Origin of the sequence: Streptococcus sp. 2018110 (assembly GCF_019754115.1) — a bacterium.
GTDB classification, from domain to species: Bacteria; Bacillota; Bacilli; order Lactobacillales; family Streptococcaceae; genus Streptococcus; species Streptococcus hashimotonensis.
This window is the reverse complement of sequence record NZ_JAIJZO010000001.1, coordinates 153,752-174,619: the sequence shown is the minus strand read 5'-3', so window position 1 is coordinate 174,619 and position 20,868 is coordinate 153,752. Positions and strand designations below refer to the sequence as shown.

The window sequence follows — 20,868 nt, the reverse complement described above, 5'->3', positions numbered from 1 at the left end:
TGCAAAACAAAGATTTTCTGCCACATATGGCTACAACTTTCTATTTTTGTTAGGAGATAGGTTATGACAATCATTATCGGTGCTGATCCAGCGGGCTCAAAACTAAAAGACGTTATTAAAGGTTATTTGCTAGAAAAATCATATGACTTTAAAGATGTCAGTGATGGAAGTGATTTTGTTGATACAACTTTGGCAGTAGTTGAAGCAGTCAATCAAGAGGAAGGAAATCTTGGTATTGTGATTGATGCTTATGGAGTTGGTCCCTTTATGACCGCAACTAAAGTCAAAGGCATGATTGCTGCAGAAGTTTCAGACGAACGTTCTGCCTATATGACAAGAGGGCACAACAATTCGCGTATTATTACAATCGGTAGTGAGATTGTAGGAGAAGGAATTGCTAAAAATATCGTTAAAGGATTTGTTGAAGGTGAGTATGATGGCGGCCGTCACCAAATTCGTGTCGATATGCTAAATAAAATGTGCTAATTGTTGTAAACAAAGGAGAATAAGAGATGAAAATTGCAATCGGTTGTGACCACATTGTAACCTATGAAAAAATCGCTGTGGTAGATTATTTGAAAAATCAAGGATATGAAGTATTGGACTTTGGGACTTATGATAATGTCCGTACTCATTATCCAATCTTTGGTAAAAAAGTTGGTGAAGCTGTTGCAAGCGGACAAGCAGATTTGGGAATTTGTATTTGTGGAACAGGTGTTGGAATCAACAATGCTGTAAACAAGGTTCCTGGAATTCGATCAGCCTTGGTTCGTGATATGACCTCTGCGCTTTATGCTAAGGAAGAGTTAAATGCCAACGTCATTGGTTTTGGTGGTAAAATTACGGGTGAGTTGCTTATGTGCGACATCATTGAAGCCTTCATTAAAGCAGAATACAAACCAACTGAAGAAAACAAACGTTTGATCGAAAAAATTGCTGCAGTTGAAACGCTCAATCAAGAGCAGGCTAATCCAGAGTTCTTTACTGAATTTCTTGAAAAGTGGGATCGTGGAGAATACCACGACTAGGAGGCTCACATGATTTTGACGATCACTTTAAATCCGTCGGTTGATATTGCCTATCAATTGGATACCTTTCAATTGGATACTGTCAATCGAGTAGAAAAAGTTCAAAAAACAGCTGGTGGTAAGGGACTCAATGTGACACGGGTTTTGAAACAAATCGGTGAAGATGTTGTGGCTACTGGTTTCATTGGTGGTGAGATTGGAAGTTATGTAAAGAAACAACTCACTCGAAATGATATTAAAAATTCCTTTGTGGAAATTGGGAATGAGACACGTAATTGCATTGCGGTTCTTCATGATGGCAAACAGACGGAGATTTTAGAACAAGGACCAACTATTCAAGAACATGAAGCCTTGAATTTTATCGAACATCTAGAAATTATCCTGAACAATATAGATGTTGTTGCTATTTCAGGAAGTTTGCCTAAGGGACTTGCTAGTAACTATTATGTTAAGGTCATTGAACTTTGTAAAAAATGTGGTGTTGCTGTTGTTCTGGATTGTTCTGGTGAGGCGCTGAAAAACGTTTTAGAAAGCCAGCAGAAGCCAACTGTTATCAAGCCGAATACAGAAGAGTTATCACAGTTAATTGGAAAAGATGTCACGGATGATATTCAAGAATTGAAAGCAGTTCTGTCTGATCAATTATTCCAAGGAATTGAATGGATAGTCGTATCCTTGGGAGCAAAGGGAGCTTTTGCCAAACACAATGACAAGTTCTATCATGTTAAAATTCCAAAAATAAATGTCGTCAATCCAGTAGGTTCGGGTGATTCAACCGTTGCAGGTATTGCAGCTAGTTTGAAACATGCATTACCTGATGTCGAACTACTAAAAAATGCAAATGTTTTGGGCATGTTAAATGCTCAGGAAGAACAGACAGGTTATGTCAACTTAGAACATTCAGAAGTATTGTATTCTCAAATCGAAGTCGAGGAGGTTTAAGATGGTATTAACAGCAGAAAAAAGAAAGTATATGGAAAAAGTAAGCAATGAAGCAGGAGTTATTTCAGCTCTTGCCTTCGACCAACGTGGAGCCTTGAAAAAAATGATGGCAAAACATCAGGCAGAAGAACCTACTGTGGAGCAGATGGAAGAGCTAAAAACTCTAGTTTCTGAAGAACTAACACAGTTTTCTTCTTCTATTCTTTTAGATCCAGAGTTTGGTTTGCCAGCTTCACACGCCCGCGATGAACAATGTGGCTTACTTTTGGCTTATGAAAAAACTGGCTATGACACCAGCTCTACCAGTCGTTTGCCAGATTGCCTAGTAGAGTGGTCTGTAAAACGATTAAAAGAAGAGGGGGCTGATGCCATTAAGTTTCTACTTTACTATGACGTTGATGGTGATCCATACGTTAATCTTCAAAAACATGCTTATATCGAACGCTTAGGTTCAGAATGTCAGGTAGAAGGTTTGCCATTCTTCTTGGAAATTTTGAGCTACGATGAGACGATTGATGACAATGCTAGCGTTGAGTTTGCTAAAGTTAAACCTAGAAAAGTAAATGAAGCCATGAAAGTATTTTCTGACGAACGCTTTGGAGTAGATGTTCTCAAGGTAGAAGTACCTGTGAACATGAATTTTGTAGAAGGCTTTGGAACAGGGGAAGTCGTTTATACAAAAGACGAAGCAGCCGAATATTTCCGTCAACAAGAAGCATCAACTCATTTGCCATACATTTATCTAAGTGCAGGTGTTTCTGCAAAACTCTTCCAAGATACACTAGTGTTTGCACATGAATCAGGTGCAAAATTCAACGGTGTTCTCTGTGGTCGTGCAACATGGGCAGGTGTTGTGCCAGTCTATATTGAACAAGGAGAAGAAGCAGCACGTGAATGGTTACGAACTGTTGGTCGTGAAAATATTGAAGGACTTGATGCGATCTTGTCTCAAACTGCTACTTCTTGGCTAGAAAAATAATATAAAAAATAACCATTTTCTTAAAAGAAAGGGTTTACATTTTCTGAGAATATGCTATAATAATCTCATCAGTAAGAATAGAGTGGATTGTAACTAATTCGATTAGGCAAGACTACAAATGGATTTGAGAGTAGAATATTCTCGGTTTGTTTGTAGTCTTTTTTTGCTTAAAAATATAGGAGGGATTTATGTTTAGGATTATACAGTCACTAAATAATAACGCTGCTCTGGTGAAAAATGACCACGGGGAACAGGCAGTCGTGATGGGATTAGGTATAACCTTTCAAAAGAAAAAGGGAGATCTAATTGTTCAGGATAAGATAGAAAATATCTTTTCGCTAAAAAATGATGAGGCCAAGGAAAACTTTCTAACCTTATTAAAAGATATTCCCTTAGATTTTATTTCAGCAACCTACACGGTTATCAATCATCTCGTAGCAACGTATCATTACCCTGTACAAGAATATCTCTATGTGACACTGACAGATCATATCTATTGTGCATATCAGGCGGTTTTAAAGAATACTTATCAAGAAAGTAAGTTACCCAATATTTTAGCCGAATATCCATTGGAATATAAAATGGCGCGTGAAGCCTTAGCTATGTTTCGTGAAAAGTTGCTAAAAGAGCTTCCGAATGATGAGATTGGTAGAATTGCACTTCACTTAATTAATGCAAAGGGTGAAACCATTCATTCCACAAGTGAAGAACAGGACATCAGCAAAAAAATTATAGCAGAGGTTGAACAAATCTTGACGGAGAACGGGATTAAACGCTCAAAAGAAAATAGCAATTTTTATGATCGCTTTATGATTCATCTGTCCTATTTTCTGAATTACTTAGATAGATCCCATCAGTCAAATGAATCGATTGCTAGTTTGGAACAGTATATCAAGCTCCAGAATCCAAGAGCTTACCAAATAGGTAGTCAGATTTTTGAGATGATTACATCATTGGTTGATGAACCTGTAAATGACAGTGAAAGGTTCTATATTGTATTGCATATTCAACGGTTATTGTAAATCAATTCAATTTTAAAAGGAGGTTCATATTATGAACAGAGAAGAAATTACGTTATTAGGTTTTGAGATTGTTGCGTTCGCTGGAGATGCACGTTCTCGATTGATGGAGGCACTGGCTGCTGCTCAAAAAGGTGATTATGCAAAAGCAGAGGAACTAGTTGAAGCCGCCAATGCTTGTATTGTTGAAGCCCATCATGCTCAGACTAGCTTGTTGCAAAAAGAAGCGGCTGGTGAGGATTTAGCCTTTAGTGTGACGCTCATGCATGGTCAAGACCATCTCATGACAACATTGTTACTGAAAGACATGATGAGTCATATGATTGAACTTTATAAACGAGGTGATAAGTAATGAATAAATTAATTGAATTCATTGAGAAAGGGAAGCCTTTCTTTGAAAAGATTTCGAGAAACCCTTATTTAAGGGCTATCCGTGATGGTTTTATCGCAGCCATGCCAGTTATTTTGTTCTCAAGTATCTTCCTATTGGTGGCTTTCGTGCCTAATATCTTTGGATTTACTTGGTCTGATGAAGCGGTTGCGGCTATCATGAAACCTTACGGTTACACAATGGGGATTGTAGCTGTCCTAGTTGCAGGAACGACCGCAAAATCTTTGACAGATGCTTTTAACCGCCAATTACCAAAAACAAATCAAATCAACTTCATTTCAACCATGATTGCCTCAATTTCAGGTTTCCTATTACTGGCTTCTGATGGTATTGAAGGTGGGTTTGCCAATGGTTACATGGGAACTAAGGGTCTTTTGACAGCCTTTCTAGCAGCCTTCATTACGGTTAATATCTATAAGGTCTGTGTGAAAAACAATGTCACCATTCGTATGCCAGATGAAGTTCCACCGAACGTATCCCAGGCATTTAAAGATGTGATTCCATATGCATTGTCTATCTTTGTCTTGTATGGAATCGATCTTGTAACACGTCAATTCCTTGGAACAAACGTTGCTGAGGCTATTCTGAAATTATTTGAGCCATTATTTACAGCCGCAGATGGTTATGTGGGTATTACCATTATCTTTGGTGCCTATGCCTTGTTCTGGTTTGTAGGGATTCATGGTCCATCAATTGTTGAGCCAGCAATTGCAGCCATTACTTATGCTAATATTGAAACCAACTTCCAGCTTCTACAGGCGGGTCAACACGCGGATAAAATCCTGACTTCAGGTACTCAAATGTTTATCGTGACAATGGGTGGTACTGGTGCTACCTTGGTTGTGCCATTCATGTTTATGTGGTTGACTAAGTCTAAACGAAACAAAGCAATTGGACGTGCTTCAGTTGTTCCAACATTCTTTGGTGTAAACGAACCAATCTTGTTCGGTGCACCACTTGTACTTAACCCAGTATTCTTTGTTCCATTTATTTTAGCACCAATTGCTAACGTATGGATTTTCAAATTCTTTGTTGATACGCTAAAAATGAACAGTTTCAGCGTTAACTTGCCATGGACAACTCCAGGACCATTGGGGATTGTCATGGGAACAAACTTTGCTCCACTCGCCTTTGCACTAGCTATCTTGTTGGTTGTTGTCGATGTACTTATCTATTATCCATTCTTGAAAGTTTATGATGAGCAAATTCTTGCTGAGGAACAATCAGGGAAAGTTGAAAATAGCTTAAAAGAGAAAGTGGCAGCTAACTTTAATACTGCCAAAGCAGATGCTATTCTTGAAAAAGCAGCAGTCGATACCGAAATTTCTGAACAAACAAATGTTCTGGTACTTTGTGCGGGAGGCGGTACAAGTGGATTACTTGCCAACGCTTTAACTAAAGCTGCAAAAGAATACGGTGTTCCAGTCAAAGCAACAGCAGGAAGCTATGGTGCTCACCGTGAAATTTTGCCTGAGTATCAATTAGTAATCCTTGCACCTCAGGTGGCATCAAACTACGATGATATAAAACAAGAAACCGATGCATTGGGCATTAAACTCGCCAAAACTGAAGGAGCTCAATACATTAAACTCACTCGTGATGGTCAAGGTGCTCTTGACTTTGTCAAACAACAGTTCTAGAACCTGTATTCACAGTTCAGCACTTCCATCTAAGGCTAGTTTTTCAGCTACTCATCGTTAGTTTTTTTCAAAATACAGTCAGTATTCCCTCAAAAAACTGCCTTGATTAGCGAAAAACTATCTCTTATATACAAGCACTTCACTTGTGAATACAGGTTCTTAATCAAAAGGGGAGGGAGTTATAATCTCCAACTCCTCCCCCTTTTATCGTCATTTGGTTTATCTTTTATTACTTCGTTAACTCACTTTGCCGTACTCTAGTACAGCCTGCATCTCGTTGCCTAGTACTAAAAGCAAACCAAAAGACTTTAGTTTTATATAGAAGAAGGTAGGCATATGGTTAAAACATTACCAAAAGATTTTATATTTGGTGGAGCAACTGCTGCATATCAAGCAGAGGGTGCCACAAAGACAGATGGAAAAGGTCGTGTTGCATGGGATAAGTATCTAGAGGATAATTACTGGTACACTGCGGAACCAGCTTCTGATTTTTATAATCGTTATCCCGTTGATTTAGAACTAAGTGAACAATTTGGGGTAAACGGCATTCGTATTTCAATTGCTTGGTCTCGTATCTTCCCAACAGGCTTTGGAGAAGTGAATCCAAAGGGAGTAGAGTTTTACCATAAATTATTTGCGGAATGCCATAAACGTCACGTAGAACCATTTGTAACGCTTCACCATTTTGATACACCAGAAACGCTACATTCTAATGGTGACTTTCTGAATCGAGATAACATTGAACACTTTGTCAATTATGCAGCGTTTTGCTTCAAAGAATTCCCTGAAGTTAATTACTGGACGACCTTTAATGAAATCGGCCCAATTGGTGACGGTCAGTATCTTGTTGGGAAGTTCCCACCAGGTATTCAGTATGATTTAGCTAAAGTATTCCAATCTCATCACAATATGATGGTTTCACATGCCAAGACAGTTAAGCTCTATAAGGATGCTGGTTATAGCGGAGAAATTGGTGTTGTACATGCATTGCCAACGAAATATCCTTATGATCCAACTAATCCAGACGATGTCCGTGCAGCGGAACTTGAAGATATTATTCACAATAAATTTATCCTAGATGCAACATACTTGGGTTACTATTCTGAAAAAACACTTGAAGGTGTTCGCCATATTCTGAAAGTAAATGGTGGGGAATTAGACCTTCGTGATGAAGACTTCGCGGCCTTAGATGCTGCCAAAGATTTGAACGACTTCTTGGGCATCAATTACTATATGAGTGATTGGATGAGAGCTCATGATGGAGAAACGGAAATTATCCATAATGGTAAAGGTGAAAAGGGAAGTTCTAAGTATCAAATCAAAGGAGTTGGTCGTAGAGAGTCTCCAGTTGATATTCCAAAAACGGACTGGGATTGGATTATCTACCCACAAGGTCTTTATGATCAAATTATGCGTGTGAAAAATGACTATCCAAACTATAAGAAAATCTACATCACTGAAAATGGTCTAGGTTATAAAGATGAATTTGTAGATGGTACAGTCTATGATGATGGTCGAATTGATTATGTGAAAAAGCATTTAGAAGTGATTTCAGACGCTATCTCAGATGGTGCCAATGTTAAAGGTTATTTCATTTGGTCCTTGATGGATGTATTTTCCTGGTCAAATGGATATGAGAAACGATATGGTTTGTTCTATGTTGACTTTGAGACCCAAGAACGCTATCCAAAGAAAAGTGCTTATTGGTATAAAAAAGTAGCAGAAACACAGGTTATTGAATAAAAATAATACAAGGATGCCTAGCTCAAGTTAGCATCCTTGTTTTCATATAAGGGAGGCAGTTTTTATGTTCGAATTAAAAAATGAGAACTTAACAGTACAATTTTCTGAATTAGGTGGGCAAATTACTTCGATAAAAGACAATGATGGTGTCGAGTATCTTTGGCAAGGAGATCCGACCTATTGGAGCGGTCAAGCACCAGTTCTATTTCCGATTTGTGGAAGTTTACGAAATGATTGGGCTATCTATGAACCTGCAGAAAGACCGACATTTACAGGTACAATTCCAAGGCATGGACTTGTGCGAAAAATGATGTTCAAAAATGTAAGAACAACTGAAAATTCTGTGGAATTTTCTATTTCATCAAATGAGGAAACCGTAAAAAATTACCCATTTGAATTTGAACTTTCCATTAACTACTCACTATTTGGCAATACAATCCGAACTGAATATCGGGTGAAAAATCTTGAAGGACATAGAAAGCTACCTTACTTTATTGGGGGTCATCCAGGTTTTAATTGTCCTTTGTTGGATGGTGAGAGTTATGAAGACTATTATTTAGAATTTGAAAAAGTAGAATCTTGTACAGTACCTAGAAGTTTTCCAGAAACTGGCTTACTTGATCTGCGAGATCGCCGTCCATTCTTGGAAAATCAAAAGATCTTGGACTTGTCCTATCAACTGTTTGAGCACGATGCCATAACATTGGATCAATTAGCATCACGAAAGGTAACTTTGAAATCTAAAAATCATCAGAAGACTCTTTCGATTGCATTTGATGATTTTCCATATTTAGTGATTTGGTCAACTACAAATCAGAGTCCTTTTATTGCATTAGAACCTTGGAGCGGACTCTCTACATCACTGGAAGAATCTGATATATTCAATGCCAAACGAAATATTAGTTACGTCGCTCCAAATGAAGTTGATACAAAATATTTTGATATTATTATTGACATAGATTAAACTTAAAATTCATATAGTAAAGCTACTCTCAATCCGTCTAATTTGTAAAGAAATAAACGGTTTGGGAGTTTTATTTCTATTGTCCAATTAGGACAATATATCAAATTTCTCCTAGTTATCCTCTATACTTTTCCTTAGGAGAAAGATTGATGTACCGACGTTTAAGGGATTTGAGAGAAGATAATGATTTCACTCAAAAATACGTTGCCGAAAAACTTTCGTTTACTCACTCTGCTTATGCAAAAATTGAGAGAGGAGAACGTATTTTATCGGCAGATGTAATAATAAAACTTTCAAATCTATATAACGTTAGTACTGATTATTTGTTGGGGCTAACTGACTTTCCCCACCGAATAAAGAATAATTTAAAATAGTCCCTCCTGATTTGTTCATTGACAATTGAATAATTCTAGGTGGGACTTTATTTATTTGTTGAGCAATAGAATGTAATGCGCCAAGAAATGAGCGAAAATTATTTATTCAAAAATAGGATGGTAACCTATCTGCCATGACACAAATAATGACAATGATACTTCTGACCGTTCAGGCTGCCATCGTAAAAGGACAGCGGGTGAAATTCCCATGATTGAACTAACCATTCAAATCCCATCTAGCGTGTAAAAAAAACTTAGTGATTTGAAGGAGGAAAGTGTATGAGAACTGCTACATATAAAGATTTAATGAACTTAGGATTTCCTGAACATACCTCTAGAGACATTATTCGTGAAGCTAAAAGAATTGCTGTAAAAAAGTTTGAAGAAGCTCGCAAAGTTGACCATAATGCGGTACAATTAAGTAAATCGCCCTTTGACAATCGAAGACTAGGTATCGCACCAGCAGAAATTGTGGAACAATTAATAGGGATTCCACTATCTAAATAACATTTAGAAAGTGAGAATCCAAATGGCAACAAAAAGTAGTAAAAAATACAAAGGTGTTTATTGTGATAATAAGGGAAAGATATTTTATCAGATTGATCTTGGAATCGACCCAGTAACTGGCAAAAGGGTACAAAAGAAAGCTAGAAAAAATCAATATGGTAAAACTTTTGAAACGATGAAAGAAGCATATGACGAATTAGTTCGTATAAAATATGAATTTGCCAACAAAGTCAGTTTAGAAAATTACAATATGACTTTTGAAAACTATATGAACACAATTTATTTAAGAGCATATAAGCAAAAAGTTCAGTCTGTGACATATAAGACGGCTCTTCCTCATCATAAACTTTTTATTCAATATTTTGGTTCAAAGCCATTAAAAGCAATAACTCCTAGAGATTGCGAGGCTTTTAGATTGCATATCATAGAAAATTATTCTGAAAACTATGCGAAAAATTTATGGTCAAGGTTTAAAGCTTGTATGGGTTATGCAGAAAGACTTGGCTATATTTCAAATATGCCTTGTAAAGCATTAGATAATCCTAGAGGTAAACATCCAGAAACTCCATTTTGGACCTATGCGGAGTTTCAGACATTTATCAAATCATTTGACTTACATGATTATGAAGAATTGCAACGATTTACTGCCATCTGGTTATATTATATGACAGGTGTACGAGTGAGCGAAGGTTTATCTTTATGTTGGGAGGATATTGATTTTGATAAAAAATTTCTAAAGGTACATACAACCTTGGAGAAAGATGAAAATGGAAATTGGTATCGTAAAGACCAAACAAAGACTCCAGCAGGTGAACGACTTATTGAATTGGATGATATAACTATTGAAGTACTTCAAGTTTGGCGAAAAAATCAGTTTGCAAATCAAGATACAGATTTTATCATTTCAAGATTTGGAGATCCTTTTTGTAAATCAACCATTTGTCGTATCATCAAACGTAAAGCGCAGCAAGTAGGAGTGCCTGTTATAACAGGGAAAGGTCTTAGACATAGTCATGCTTCTTATCTAATAAATGTTTTGAAAAAAGATATTTTATATGTGGCAAGACGAATGGGACATGCTGATAAATCAACAACTTTGAACACATATAGTCATTGGTTTAATGCTTTAGATAAAACAGTTTCTGAAGAAATCACACAAAATATAAAAAGTGCAGGATTGGATTCAATTTTATGCCAAAATTCCTGCCAAACTTCAAATTTATGAACTCAAACCCCTTGATACTGCACATTTAACAGGTTGTGCAATTGTTACTCTTAAATAATAGAGTTTCCAATCAAAATAAAAACCTATCACTTAATGTGGTAGGTTTTTTCGTTCTATTGTTGCAAACGTTTTCGTTGTGGGGTATAATATAAAAAATGCTGTCTAAAGATTAGGAGAAAGACATGAAAAGTTACAAAAACTATATCTTCGATTTTTATGGTACATTGGTTGATATTCGTACAGATGAAAATAAACTAGAGGTCTGGAATCAGCTAACGCAGATTTACAATGCTTTTGGTTGTTCCTATCGACCACGCCAGTTGAAAAATGCCTATCATCGTTTTGTAGAAGAGGCAGAGAAATCTCTCGCGGAAACAGTGAGTTATCAGTATGTCGAAATTGATTTAGAAACAATCTTCATTCGCCTATTAACGGATGCACCAAATGAAAACCAAAGTACCAATAAACCGACTGATTTAGAGACTTTTGGGCAAGTAGTAGCCGCGATTTTCCGCGTACTTTCACGTGAAAAGTTAGAGGCTTATGAAAATACCCTAACTAGTCTACAGACATTAAAGGATAGAGAAGCGCGATTATTTATTCTCTCCAATGCTCAACGAATTTTTACTCAGGCAGAAATTGAACAGACAGGTTGTGCTGATTTGATGGAAAAAATTTATATCTCTTCCGACTTTAAGATGAAGAAGCCTGAACCAGCATTTCTTCAACTGGTTTTAGAGGAAAACAATCTTGATGTTGAGGAAACGGTTATGATTGGTAATGATTTGACATCCGATATAGCTATTGCTCATGAATTGGGAATGGATTCCATTTTGCTGAATACTTTCCCGTATAGTCAGGAAGAAATCGACTCTTATAGGGGACTTGGTTGGAACTTTGAGGTTGTTGGAGATATAGCGGAGCTATTGTAAATAAGCTATAGAATAACAAATGATATACATAAAATATATTATGTAAAAAATCGGAGCTACTTTCATTTCAATGATGGTAGTTTTGTCTTTTCTAGCCATTTTCTGGTATACTAGATAGGTATAAAATTTAGAAAGGTTCTGTTTTGGGGTATTCCCAAACAGTAGCCAGATCTTCTGGCTAGAGGTATTAGTTTCATGTCTCAAACCCACATTAATGTTATCGGAGCTGGCTTGGCTGGCTCAGAAGCTGCTTATCAGATTGCCAAACGTGGCATTCCTGTCAAACTTTACGAGATGCGAGGTGTCAAACCGACCCCTCAGCACAAGACGGACAAGTTTGCTGAGTTGGTTTGTTCCAACTCATTCCGCGGCGATAGTTTGACCAACGCTGTTGGTCTGCTCAAGGAAGAAATGCGTCGTTTGGATTCTATTATCATGCGAGCTGGTGAGGCTCACCGTGTGCCTGCTGGCGGTGCTATGGCCATGGACCGTGAAAATTTCTCTCAAGCGGTCACAGATGAAATTCACAACCACCCGCTAATTGAGGTCATTCGTGGCGAGATTACAGATATTCCTGAAGATGCTATTACAGTTATCGCGACGGGACCATTGACATCTGACGCCTTGGCGGAGAAGATTCACGCCCTCAACGGTGGCGACGGTTTTTACTTCTACGATGCGGCAGCACCGATTGTGGACAGCTCGACCATTAACATGGACTTGGTTTATCTCAAGTCCCGTTACGACAAGGGAGAGGCTGCCTATCTCAATGCACCGATGAACAAGGAGCAGTTCACCGCTTTCTATGAGGCATTGATTTCAGCCGAGGAAGCACCGCTTAACTCCTTTGAAAAAGAAAAATACTTTGAAGGCTGTATGCCCATTGAGGTCATGGCCAAACGTGGCATTAAAACCATGTTATATGGCCCAATGAAGCCAGTTGGTCTAGAATATCCAGAAGATTACAAGGGACCACGTGATGGCGAATACAAGACACCTTACGCAGTGGTCCAGCTTCGTCAGGATAACGCAGCAGGTAGCCTTTATAACATTGTCGGTTTCCAAACTCATCTTAAGTGGGGGGAGCAGAAGCGGGTCTTCCAGATGATTCCAGGACTTGAAAATGCGGAGTTTGTCCGCTACGGCGTAATGCACCGCAATTCCTACATGGATTCGCCAAACTTATTGGAACAGACCTTTGCGACCAAGAAAAATCCAAATCTTTTCTTTGCAGGTCAAATGACAGGAGTAGAAGGCTATGTCGAGTCTGCCGCCTCTGGCTTAGTGGCCGGTATCAACGCTGTTCGCCGCTTCCGTGGCGAAGACCCAGTCATTTTCCCACAGACCACAGCCATTGGAGCTCTGCCATTCTACATCACCCACACCGAAAGCAAGCACTTCCAGCCCATGAATGTCAACTTTGGTATCATCAAGGAGCTGGATGGACCGCGTATCCGCGACAAGAAGGAGCGTTATGAGGCAATAGCAGAGCGTTCCCTCAAGGACTTGGAAGAGTTTTTGACTTACTAAGATAATTAGCTATCTCCAGACACCTTCGGGTGTCTTTTGTGTTATACTGGGATTAGAAAAGCGGAGGAGAAATACGATGCACCACGATACTTGGAAGGGAATTATTCTACAGAAACAAGGTCTGTTAAAACCCCAGTCTGTTCAGCAAATCTGCCAAAATCTCAATGGTTTGCAGGCTCAGTTTCAGCCCTATGTTCATATTGGATTTCGCAACCGTATGACAGCGGAGGATTTTCATGAGGGTAGCTGGCAGGAGGAGTTGACACGCCAGTGGTCCATTCGGCGAACGGTCCATGCCTATCTCAAGTCGGAAATTCCCCTCTATATCCACGAGGGGCGGCTGGCCAGCACCGAATACTTAAAAACAGAAGGACGGGACGGGTTTAGCCCTCAGACCAAGCAGAAGTACCACCAGCTGATTTTAGAAGCCCTTGAACAAGGTCCTATGACTCGTGAGGCTCTCAAGGTCCTTTGCCGTGGGGAAAAGATGACACAAGAAGAGGAGAAGCTGGTCTTTAACGCCTGGGGCGGCCTCTTTCGTTACATGGTCGAGCGTGGGGAAGTCTATCAAGAGTACGGTGCCAAGCGTTTTCACCGTCTGACAGACTTTCAGCCACTTTCTCGGGAAAAAGCAGAGCTGGAAATCGCTCGACGGTATTTTGCAGGTTTTGGCCCTGTCAGCCTAGCCGATGCCCGTTACTATTTCAAGGAAAATAAATCTACGGTCCTAAAATGGATGAAGCAATTAGACCTGAAAACGGTTGAGGTAGCAGGGGAAGAACGTTTTTATCTGGGAGAATTAGAAGAAGCAGAACTGCCTGACTGCCTTTTCGTTGCAGGATTTGATCAACTTTTGCTAGGCTATGAAAAGAAAGCTAATCTCTTTTTTAATCCTAAATACATCCGTAATATCTATACTTTGACGGGTATTGTCAAACCTGTTGTATTTTATAAAGGGCGATTTGTGGCAACCTGGAAACGAGATAAAGGTACCATTTTGCTAGATATTTTTGAAGACATCACACAACAAGAAGAAAAAGAATTGGCTCATTACCGCCAAATGTATGAGAAAATTCTGTGACATTAACTAACTATGTTCGGAAAATCCGAAAATTGCAAATAAATAACTAAATTTTCTGAATATTCCAAAAAAACTATGATATAATACTTAAAATACGTAAGGAAGAGATAGATATGAATAAGTCTTACTTTTATTTGGACATGAGAACTCATGAATTAGATGTACCATTTACAGGAAGAAAACGTCGAGTCCGTGTTTTATTGCCGAAAGGATATGCTGAAAATACAGAAGAGACCTATCCCGTTGTCTATTTCCACGATGGGCAGAATGTACTCTACAGTAAGGAAGCTTTTTCAGGTCATTCATGGAAAGTCATCCCAACTATTAAGCGTAATCCAGACATTGCAAAAATGATCGTAGTGGCTATTGATAATGATGGTGCTGATCGCATGCATGAATACGCTGCTTGGAAGTTTAGTGAGATGGGGATTCCTGGGGTGCAGTTCGGTGGTAAGGGAACCTTGTATGCTGAATTTGTGATGGATGTCGTCAAACCATTTATTGATCAAGAATACCGGACAAAATCTGATAAAGTTCACACTGCAATGATTGGCTCATCGTTGGGAGGCAATATCACCCAGTTTATGGGATTGGCTTATCAGAACCAGATTGGCTGTCTGGGTGTCTTTTCATCTGCCAACTGGCTTCATCAAGATGCTTTCGACCGTTATATTGAACGTCAACAATTAGATTCAGATCAACGTGTCTACATCTATGTTGGGACAGAAGAAGCAGATGATACAGATAAAACGCTCATGGCTGGCAATATCAAACAAGCCTATATTAATTCGTCTTTAAGCTATTATCGACAGTTGATTGCTGGCGGTGTTAAATTGGACAACATAACCTTAGAAGTTGTTTCGGGAGCTGTTCACAATGAGGAGGCTTGGGCGCTCTATTTGCCAGCTTGCCTACGATTCCTAAGCGAACATTGGTCATAAAACAAAAATATTTAAATAGGAGGCTTTACTATGCACGTTGAATTTTTAAGTCATTGGTCAGGTAATCTTGGCCGAGAAATGAATCTAAATCGTTATGGTCACGCAGGGATTCCTGTTGTTGTCTTTGCCTCATCTGGCGGTTCTTATAATGAATATGCTGATTTTGGTATGATTGAAGCTTGTCGTGGCTCTATTGAAGCTGGTCATGTTCAATTTTTCACCTTAACGAGTTACGATAGTGAAAGCTGGTTGGCGGACTGGAAGTCTATTCATGACAAAGCAGAAGCACACCGCGCCTACGAACGCTATGTGATTGAAGAAGCGATTCCATTTATCAAACATAAAACAGGCTGGTTCGATGGGATGATGACGACTGGTTGCTCGATGGGTGCCTACCACGCGCTGAATTTCTTCCTCCAGCATCCAGATGTTTTCACAAAAGTCATCGCCCTTTCTGGTGTCTATGATGCTCGTTTCTTCAACAACAATCAAGACTATGGCAATGACGATGCTGTTTATCAAAACTCACCATCAGATTACATTTGGAACCAAAACGACGGCTGGTTTATTGACAAATATCGTCAAGCTGATATTATCGTCTGCACAGGTTTGGGCGATTGGGAACAAGACGGTCTGGACTCATTCTACAACCTAAAACGTGCCTTTGAAGAGAAGAATATCCCAGCTTGGTTTGATACATGGGGTACAGATGTGGCCCACGACTGGGTGTGGTGGAGAAAGCAAATGCCATTCTTCCTTCATTCTATCGGACTATAAGCTAGAAAGGACTACCTATGAATTATCTCGTTATTTCACCTTTTTATCCAGAAAATTTTCAACCATTCACCATTGAATTGGCTAAAAAAGAAGGCGTTACGGTTCTAGGTATCGGGCAAGAACCGTACGATCAATTGCCTGAAGAACTTCGTAATGCCTTAACAGAATACTTCCGTGTTGAAAATCTTGAAAACTTGGATGAAGTCAAGCGTGCAGCAGCCTTTCTTATCTACAAGCATGGTCCAATCGACCGAGTGGAATCACACAACGAGCACTGGTTGGAAAATGACGCCGCACTCCGTGAACAATTTAATATCTTCGGAGCCAAACCAAAACACCTGAAGAAGACAAAATTCAAGTCTGAGATGAAGAAATATTTCTCCAAAGCAGGAGTTCCTGTAGTTCCAGGTATGGTTGTCAAAGCAGAAAAAGATATTGAAAAGGCCGTGAAAACAATTGGCTTCCCAATGATTGCCAAGCCTGACAATGGTGTTGGAGCATCAGGTACCTTTAAATTAACCAAAAAAGCTGACTTGGAAACCTTTAAAGAATCCTGGGATGGACAAACAGCCTATTTCTTTGAGAAATTTGTCAACTCAAGCATTATCACAACCTATGATGGATTGGTGGATAGCAAGGGAAATGTTGTTTTCGAAACAGGTTTAACCTATGTTCATACTCCTCTGGAGCTAATGTTGTCTAGAAAGGACAATGCTTACTTCATCGAGAAAGAACTAGATCCAAAATTAGTAAAATATGGTCGTGCGATTATCAAAGCCTTCGGTATGAAAGAGCGTTTCTTCCATATTGAATTTTTTAAGGATGGTAAAGATTATATTGCTATTGAATACAATAACCGTATGGCAGGCGGTTTCACTGTAGAAGCATACAACTATGCGCACTCTATTGATCTTTTCCGTGATTATGCCAATGTAGTGACAGGTGGAACAGTTGAAGAGCGTAGATTTGAACCTCAATACTGCTTGGTAGCAACTCGCCGAGATACGACCGAATATGTTCACTCAGCAGATGATATTCATCAACGATTTGCCGGCAAGATTAAGACCGTCAAACGGATGCCAGATGCCTTTGCAGAACTGCAAGGGAATGATGCCTATCTCCTTGTGACGGAAAGCAAGGAGGAATTAGACGACATGATTGCCTTTATCGGGGAGACAAAATAGCCTAGATTGAAAGATGCCAGAAATGGTGTCTTTTTTTGCTTTCCTTACAAAGCTGTAAGTTTCTTAGTCAGAACTGTAAGAGAGTACAGGAGGAATATTTTCTATAATAGACTCATAAGAAACAGAAAGAAGGAAAAAAACATGTCATTCAAATTTTTTCAAGCAAAGAGAATCGAAGAAAAGGCATTCTCAGAAAAAGAGAAAGCTGAACTCTTGGAACAAGCCGTATTCTTAGAAGAGCTCGCCCATGATTTGCAAAGTATAAGATTTATGGCATACTAGAGGGAGGAAACTATGAAAAAGAAAGTATTTGGCATGCTGGCTTTGGGCAGTATAATGCTAACCGCTTGTTCTTCCTCTTCAGCAAGCCTTAGCTTTGATGTGGGCTATCAAACTTTCCATTACAAGGGAAAAGACTATGCCGTTAGCAAACAGGAAGTTGCCGAAGATAGTATTCAAGGAACAGAAGTTCAGTTTATGGAATGGCCAGTTGTCAAAGAAGAAGGGACGGTGAAAAAGACAGTGTCCTTGAATAATCTCTATATAACCACTAGCAATGACTGGGCCATCGGTGTCCAGGATGGTTATTATAAGGTAGATTTAGAAAATAATATTGCTGAATCAGACCGAATCAACTATCAAGCATTACTTGATACAGTTGATTTATCCAAAGAAAACAATTAGGAGTTTATATGTTATTAGAAATCAATCATTTAGAAAAAGTTTACCGCACGCGCTTTTCAAAAGAGGAAACTCGTGCCTTGCAAGATGTGGATTTTAAGGTAGAAGAGGGCGAGTTTATCGCTATCATGGGGGAAAGTGGCTCTGGTAAGACGACTTTGCTCAACATTCTAGCAACCCTGGATAAGCCGACGAGGGGCTCTGTTATCTTGAACAATCAGGATATTACGAAAATCAAGGAAAGCAGGCTGGCGGATTTCCGTTTGCGTAACCTAGGCTTTGTCTTCCAAGATTTTAATCTCTTGGACACCCTGTCCATCCAAGACAATATCTTTTTACCTCTGGTATTGGCCCGTACCAGCCATGAGGAAATGGAAAAACGTTTGAAAGTTTTGGCACCAAAACTGCGGATTCAAGATTTGCTGAAAAAACGTCCTTTTGAACTATCTGGTGGACAAAAGCAGCGCGTGGCCATTGCCCGTAGTTTGATTACCCAGCCACAAATTGTCCTAGCGGACGAACCGACAGCTGCCCTAGATTACCGCAATTCGGAAGACTTGCTGAATTTGTTTGAAGACATCAACCTAGATGGACAAACCATTCTCATGGTGACCCACTCAGCCAACGCAGCCAGCCATGCCAAACGCGTCCTCTTCATCAAAGATGGTCGGATTTTCCATCAGTTATACAAGGCAGGTAAGAGCAATCAGGACTTTGCCAAGGAAATTTCGCTCAATATGTCTGCACTTTTAGGGGGTGAGTAGATGTTTTACCTCAAACTTGCTGGACAAAATATCCGAAAATCCATGGGTGTCTTTGCTCCTTTTGTTTTAGCCAGTCTGGTCCTCTTTACCTTGATTTGTTCTATGTTCTTGCTCATGCTCAGTCCAGTCATGAAAACCATGGGAACAGGGGCAGTCTCTATTGGGCTGGGTGTTGTTGTATTGACCATTTTCTCGCTGATTATGGAAATATATAGCTTTAATTTCCTCATGCAACAACGGACTAGAGAGTTCGGTCTCTACAATATGCTGGGGATGAACAAGAAGAAGGTGGCCCTGGTTGCCAGCATTGAGTTGTTTTTCATCTTCCTCTTGGTCATTGTGCTGGGTTCTGCATTAGCAGGTGTATTTGCCAATGTTCTCTACTTGATTTTTGTGAATCTGACCAATTATAGTGACTTACACTTTAGTATTTCACCTCTGGCATTTGCCATGACCGCCTTTCTCTTTGCAGGCATCTTCTTTATCTTGGAATTACTGGCTATTCGGACTATTGGCAAGACCAGTCCGCTGATTTTGTTCCGAGCTAGTGAAAAGGGTGAGAAGGAGCCGCGTGGGAATCTCCTCTTGGCTGCTCTCGGTGTCCTTAGCCTAGGTGTTGGATACTACCTGTCACTTTCGTCTCAATCGGCAGGTCTGGCTGTCATCTATCGTTTCTTTATCGCTGTGCTCTTTGTCATTGCGGGGACCTACTTGTTCTACATAAGCTTTATGACTTGGTATTTGAAGGCTCAGCGGAAAAACAAACGCTATTTCTACACGCCAGAGCATTTCATTACTACATCGCAGATGATTTTTCGGATGAAGCAGCACGCAACAGGCTTGGCCAATATCACATTGCTTGCGGTCATGGCCTTTGTGACCATTGCGACAACGACATCCCTCTATACAGGTATGGCAAATATGACTAGTGGACTTTATCCAAAGGAAACATCCATTACCTATCCTGTTGCGGATAGGAGTCAGGGTGAAATGGCCTTTCAGCAATCGGTGCTCAGCCATTTTCCAGAAAAAGCGGAAGATAGCCTGACCTATATGACCTACCAAGCTGGTCTGGTCTATGATGGTGGTAGTGAGATAGTAATCAGTCCAGAAACCATTGCTAATCCAGACTTTAGCAAGATGGCCTTTACCTACTTCATCACCCAAGATGATTTCAGGAAGTTGGGCAATGACCTGCCAGAGCTGGCTGCCAATCAAGTTGCCTTTATGCGTCCGAGTGAAAAGCCTTCGCTAGAGAAAGTCACTTTGGGTGATAGTAGCTTTGAGAACGTAGCCAATCTTGATACAGCTATTTTCCCAGACATCACCAATACGCTCAATGCTGCCGTCATGGTGGTCAGTGATGATAGTGTCTTGGAAACCATTCGCAGTTACTATGAGTCAAATAATCCGCAAGGCTATCAGGTTAGTCTGGACTACCGTGTCTTTACTGATATGACCAATGAGGAAGTGGCCACTCTTGGTGAGCAGGCAGGCGATGCCTATAATATCAGTGATGCTAATGGAGAATCTTTTGGATACGTCATGCAGAAAACAGACTTTACCAATATGATCATGGGCTTCACAGGTGGTTTCCTCTTCACAGGTTTCTTGTTGGGTATTAGTTTCTTGCTAGGTGCTGCCTTGATTATCTACTACAAGCAGTATTCGGAAGGGCATGAGGACAAGAAATCCTACAAGATTTTACAGGAAGTGGGTATGAGCCAGCAGGCTGTTAAGAAAACCATCAACTCTCAAACGCTTTTGGTCTTCTTTATGCCACTGGTTATGGCGACCCTGCACTTTGTCGTTGCCCTGGTCATGCTCAAACAAATGTTGATGATGTTCGGTGTGGTTTCTTCCAGCATGATTTACACGGTTAGTGGAATTACATTGTTGGCAGTTGTCCTGATTTACTTTGTCATCTACAAGTGGACCAGTCGAACCTATTATCGTATTATTGAACGATAGCAATCGGATGGGCTAAAGCCCAGCACCACTTCTCAGAGCCTCGTGCTAACATCTCAGCGCAGTGGTTGATTGGCAGATTTGTTCGTGTTTACACTCCAAATCTGACCTAATCAACTGTGCGGGGGTGGGACGACGAACTTTTTTTATTTTTCAAGTTCTGTCCCACTCCCTTGCTTTTTTAGGGAAGTGGTGTTA

The 20,868-nt window shown here is 39.7% G+C and carries 22 protein-coding genes; all 22 read left to right on the top strand.

Features of this window, described 5'->3' with window-relative positions:
* The first annotated feature begins 63 nt into the window (after positions 1–63).
* The 22 genes from lacA (at position 64) to K5Q34_RS00750 (ending at position 20,673) form a co-directional block, all read left to right on the top strand.
* A complete protein-coding gene (gene lacA / locus K5Q34_RS00855) occupies positions 64–486 on the top strand; it encodes a galactose-6-phosphate isomerase subunit LacA (RefSeq protein WP_221864355.1) in 423 nt (140 codons plus the stop codon).
* A 26-nt stretch (positions 487–512) separates the two neighbouring features.
* Positions 513–1,028 (top strand): galactose-6-phosphate isomerase subunit LacB, encoded by a 516-nt coding sequence (gene lacB, locus K5Q34_RS00850; protein ID WP_029172311.1) that lies wholly within the window; start codon positions 513–515, stop codon positions 1,026–1,028.
* A gap of 9 nt (positions 1,029–1,037) precedes the next feature.
* Complete coding sequence (locus tag K5Q34_RS00845) at positions 1,038–1,970, top strand: tagatose-6-phosphate kinase (RefSeq protein ID WP_221864354.1); 933 nt, start codon at positions 1,038–1,040, stop codon at positions 1,968–1,970.
* A gap of 1 nt (position 1,971) precedes the next feature.
* Positions 1,972–2,949, top strand: a complete 978-nt coding sequence (lacD, locus tag K5Q34_RS00840) for a tagatose-bisphosphate aldolase (RefSeq protein WP_221864353.1) — start codon at positions 1,972–1,974, stop codon at positions 2,947–2,949.
* Between the two features lie 188 nt (positions 2,950–3,137).
* Complete coding sequence (locus tag K5Q34_RS00835; RefSeq protein WP_221864352.1) at positions 3,138–3,971, top strand: PRD domain-containing protein; 834 nt, start codon at positions 3,138–3,140, stop codon at positions 3,969–3,971.
* Between the two features lie 31 nt (positions 3,972–4,002).
* Positions 4,003–4,320: a PTS lactose/cellobiose transporter subunit IIA gene (locus K5Q34_RS00830; RefSeq protein WP_003048451.1), complete on the top strand. Its 318-nt coding sequence runs from the start codon at positions 4,003–4,005 to the stop codon at positions 4,318–4,320.
* Positions 4,320–5,999, top strand: a complete 1,680-nt coding sequence (locus tag K5Q34_RS00825) for a lactose-specific PTS transporter subunit EIIC (RefSeq protein ID WP_221864351.1) — start codon at positions 4,320–4,322, stop codon at positions 5,997–5,999. Before K5Q34_RS00830 ends, K5Q34_RS00825 begins: the two co-directional genes overlap by 1 nt.
* A gap of 336 nt (positions 6,000–6,335) precedes the next feature.
* Complete coding sequence (lacG, locus tag K5Q34_RS00820) at positions 6,336–7,742, top strand: 6-phospho-beta-galactosidase (protein WP_221864350.1); 1,407 nt, start codon at positions 6,336–6,338, stop codon at positions 7,740–7,742.
* Between the two features lie 64 nt (positions 7,743–7,806).
* Entirely contained in the window at positions 7,807–8,706 is a 900-nt protein-coding gene (locus K5Q34_RS00815) for an aldose 1-epimerase family protein (RefSeq protein WP_221864349.1), read from the top strand.
* A 149-nt stretch (positions 8,707–8,855) separates the two neighbouring features.
* On the top strand, positions 8,856–9,080 hold the full coding sequence (locus K5Q34_RS00810; protein WP_024390391.1) for a helix-turn-helix domain-containing protein: 225 nt from the start codon (positions 8,856–8,858) through the stop codon (positions 9,078–9,080).
* A 279-nt stretch (positions 9,081–9,359) separates the two neighbouring features.
* The gene (locus K5Q34_RS00805; RefSeq protein ID WP_001258320.1) at positions 9,360–9,587 is read left to right on the top strand and encodes a DUF3173 family protein; all 228 of its coding nucleotides are present in this window, start codon (positions 9,360–9,362) and stop codon (positions 9,585–9,587) included.
* A 22-nt stretch (positions 9,588–9,609) separates the two neighbouring features.
* Positions 9,610–10,812, top strand: a complete 1,203-nt coding sequence (locus K5Q34_RS00800) for a site-specific integrase (RefSeq protein WP_208546427.1) — start codon at positions 9,610–9,612, stop codon at positions 10,810–10,812.
* A gap of 182 nt (positions 10,813–10,994) precedes the next feature.
* Positions 10,995–11,744, top strand: a complete 750-nt coding sequence (locus tag K5Q34_RS00795) for an HAD family hydrolase (RefSeq protein WP_172115257.1) — start codon at positions 10,995–10,997, stop codon at positions 11,742–11,744.
* Positions 11,745–11,939: 195 nt separating this feature from the next.
* Entirely contained in the window at positions 11,940–13,274 is a 1,335-nt protein-coding gene (gene trmFO / locus K5Q34_RS00790) for a methylenetetrahydrofolate--tRNA-(uracil(54)-C(5))-methyltransferase (FADH(2)-oxidizing) TrmFO (RefSeq protein WP_125175603.1), read from the top strand.
* A 76-nt stretch (positions 13,275–13,350) separates the two neighbouring features.
* Positions 13,351–14,355: a DNA glycosylase AlkZ-like family protein gene (locus K5Q34_RS00785; RefSeq protein WP_208546429.1), complete on the top strand. Its 1,005-nt coding sequence runs from the start codon at positions 13,351–13,353 to the stop codon at positions 14,353–14,355.
* A gap of 113 nt (positions 14,356–14,468) precedes the next feature.
* Positions 14,469–15,296: an alpha/beta hydrolase gene (locus tag K5Q34_RS00780; RefSeq protein ID WP_024385230.1), complete on the top strand. Its 828-nt coding sequence runs from the start codon at positions 14,469–14,471 to the stop codon at positions 15,294–15,296.
* 30 nt (positions 15,297–15,326) lie between these two features.
* Positions 15,327–16,073 (top strand): esterase family protein, encoded by a 747-nt coding sequence (locus K5Q34_RS00775; RefSeq protein WP_024376612.1) that lies wholly within the window; start codon positions 15,327–15,329, stop codon positions 16,071–16,073.
* Positions 16,074–16,090: 17 nt separating this feature from the next.
* Positions 16,091–17,257 carry an acetyl-CoA carboxylase biotin carboxylase subunit family protein gene (locus tag K5Q34_RS00770; protein ID WP_208546430.1) on the top strand — a complete coding sequence of 389 codons (1,167 nt, stop codon included), beginning with the start codon at positions 16,091–16,093 and terminating at the stop codon, positions 17,255–17,257.
* A 141-nt stretch (positions 17,258–17,398) separates the two neighbouring features.
* A complete protein-coding gene (locus K5Q34_RS00765) occupies positions 17,399–17,539 on the top strand; it encodes a hypothetical protein (RefSeq protein WP_032532220.1) in 141 nt (46 codons plus the stop codon).
* 12 nt (positions 17,540–17,551) lie between these two features.
* Positions 17,552–17,941, top strand: a complete 390-nt coding sequence (locus tag K5Q34_RS00760; protein WP_208546431.1) for a NisI/SpaI family lantibiotic immunity lipoprotein — start codon at positions 17,552–17,554, stop codon at positions 17,939–17,941.
* An 8-nt stretch (positions 17,942–17,949) separates the two neighbouring features.
* Positions 17,950–18,702, top strand: a complete 753-nt coding sequence (locus tag K5Q34_RS00755; RefSeq protein WP_172078915.1) for an ABC transporter ATP-binding protein — start codon at positions 17,950–17,952, stop codon at positions 18,700–18,702.
* Positions 18,703–20,673 carry an ABC transporter permease gene (locus K5Q34_RS00750; RefSeq protein WP_172115247.1) on the top strand — a complete coding sequence of 657 codons (1,971 nt, stop codon included), beginning with the start codon at positions 18,703–18,705 and terminating at the stop codon, positions 20,671–20,673.
* Positions 20,674–20,868: the final 195 nt, after the last annotated feature.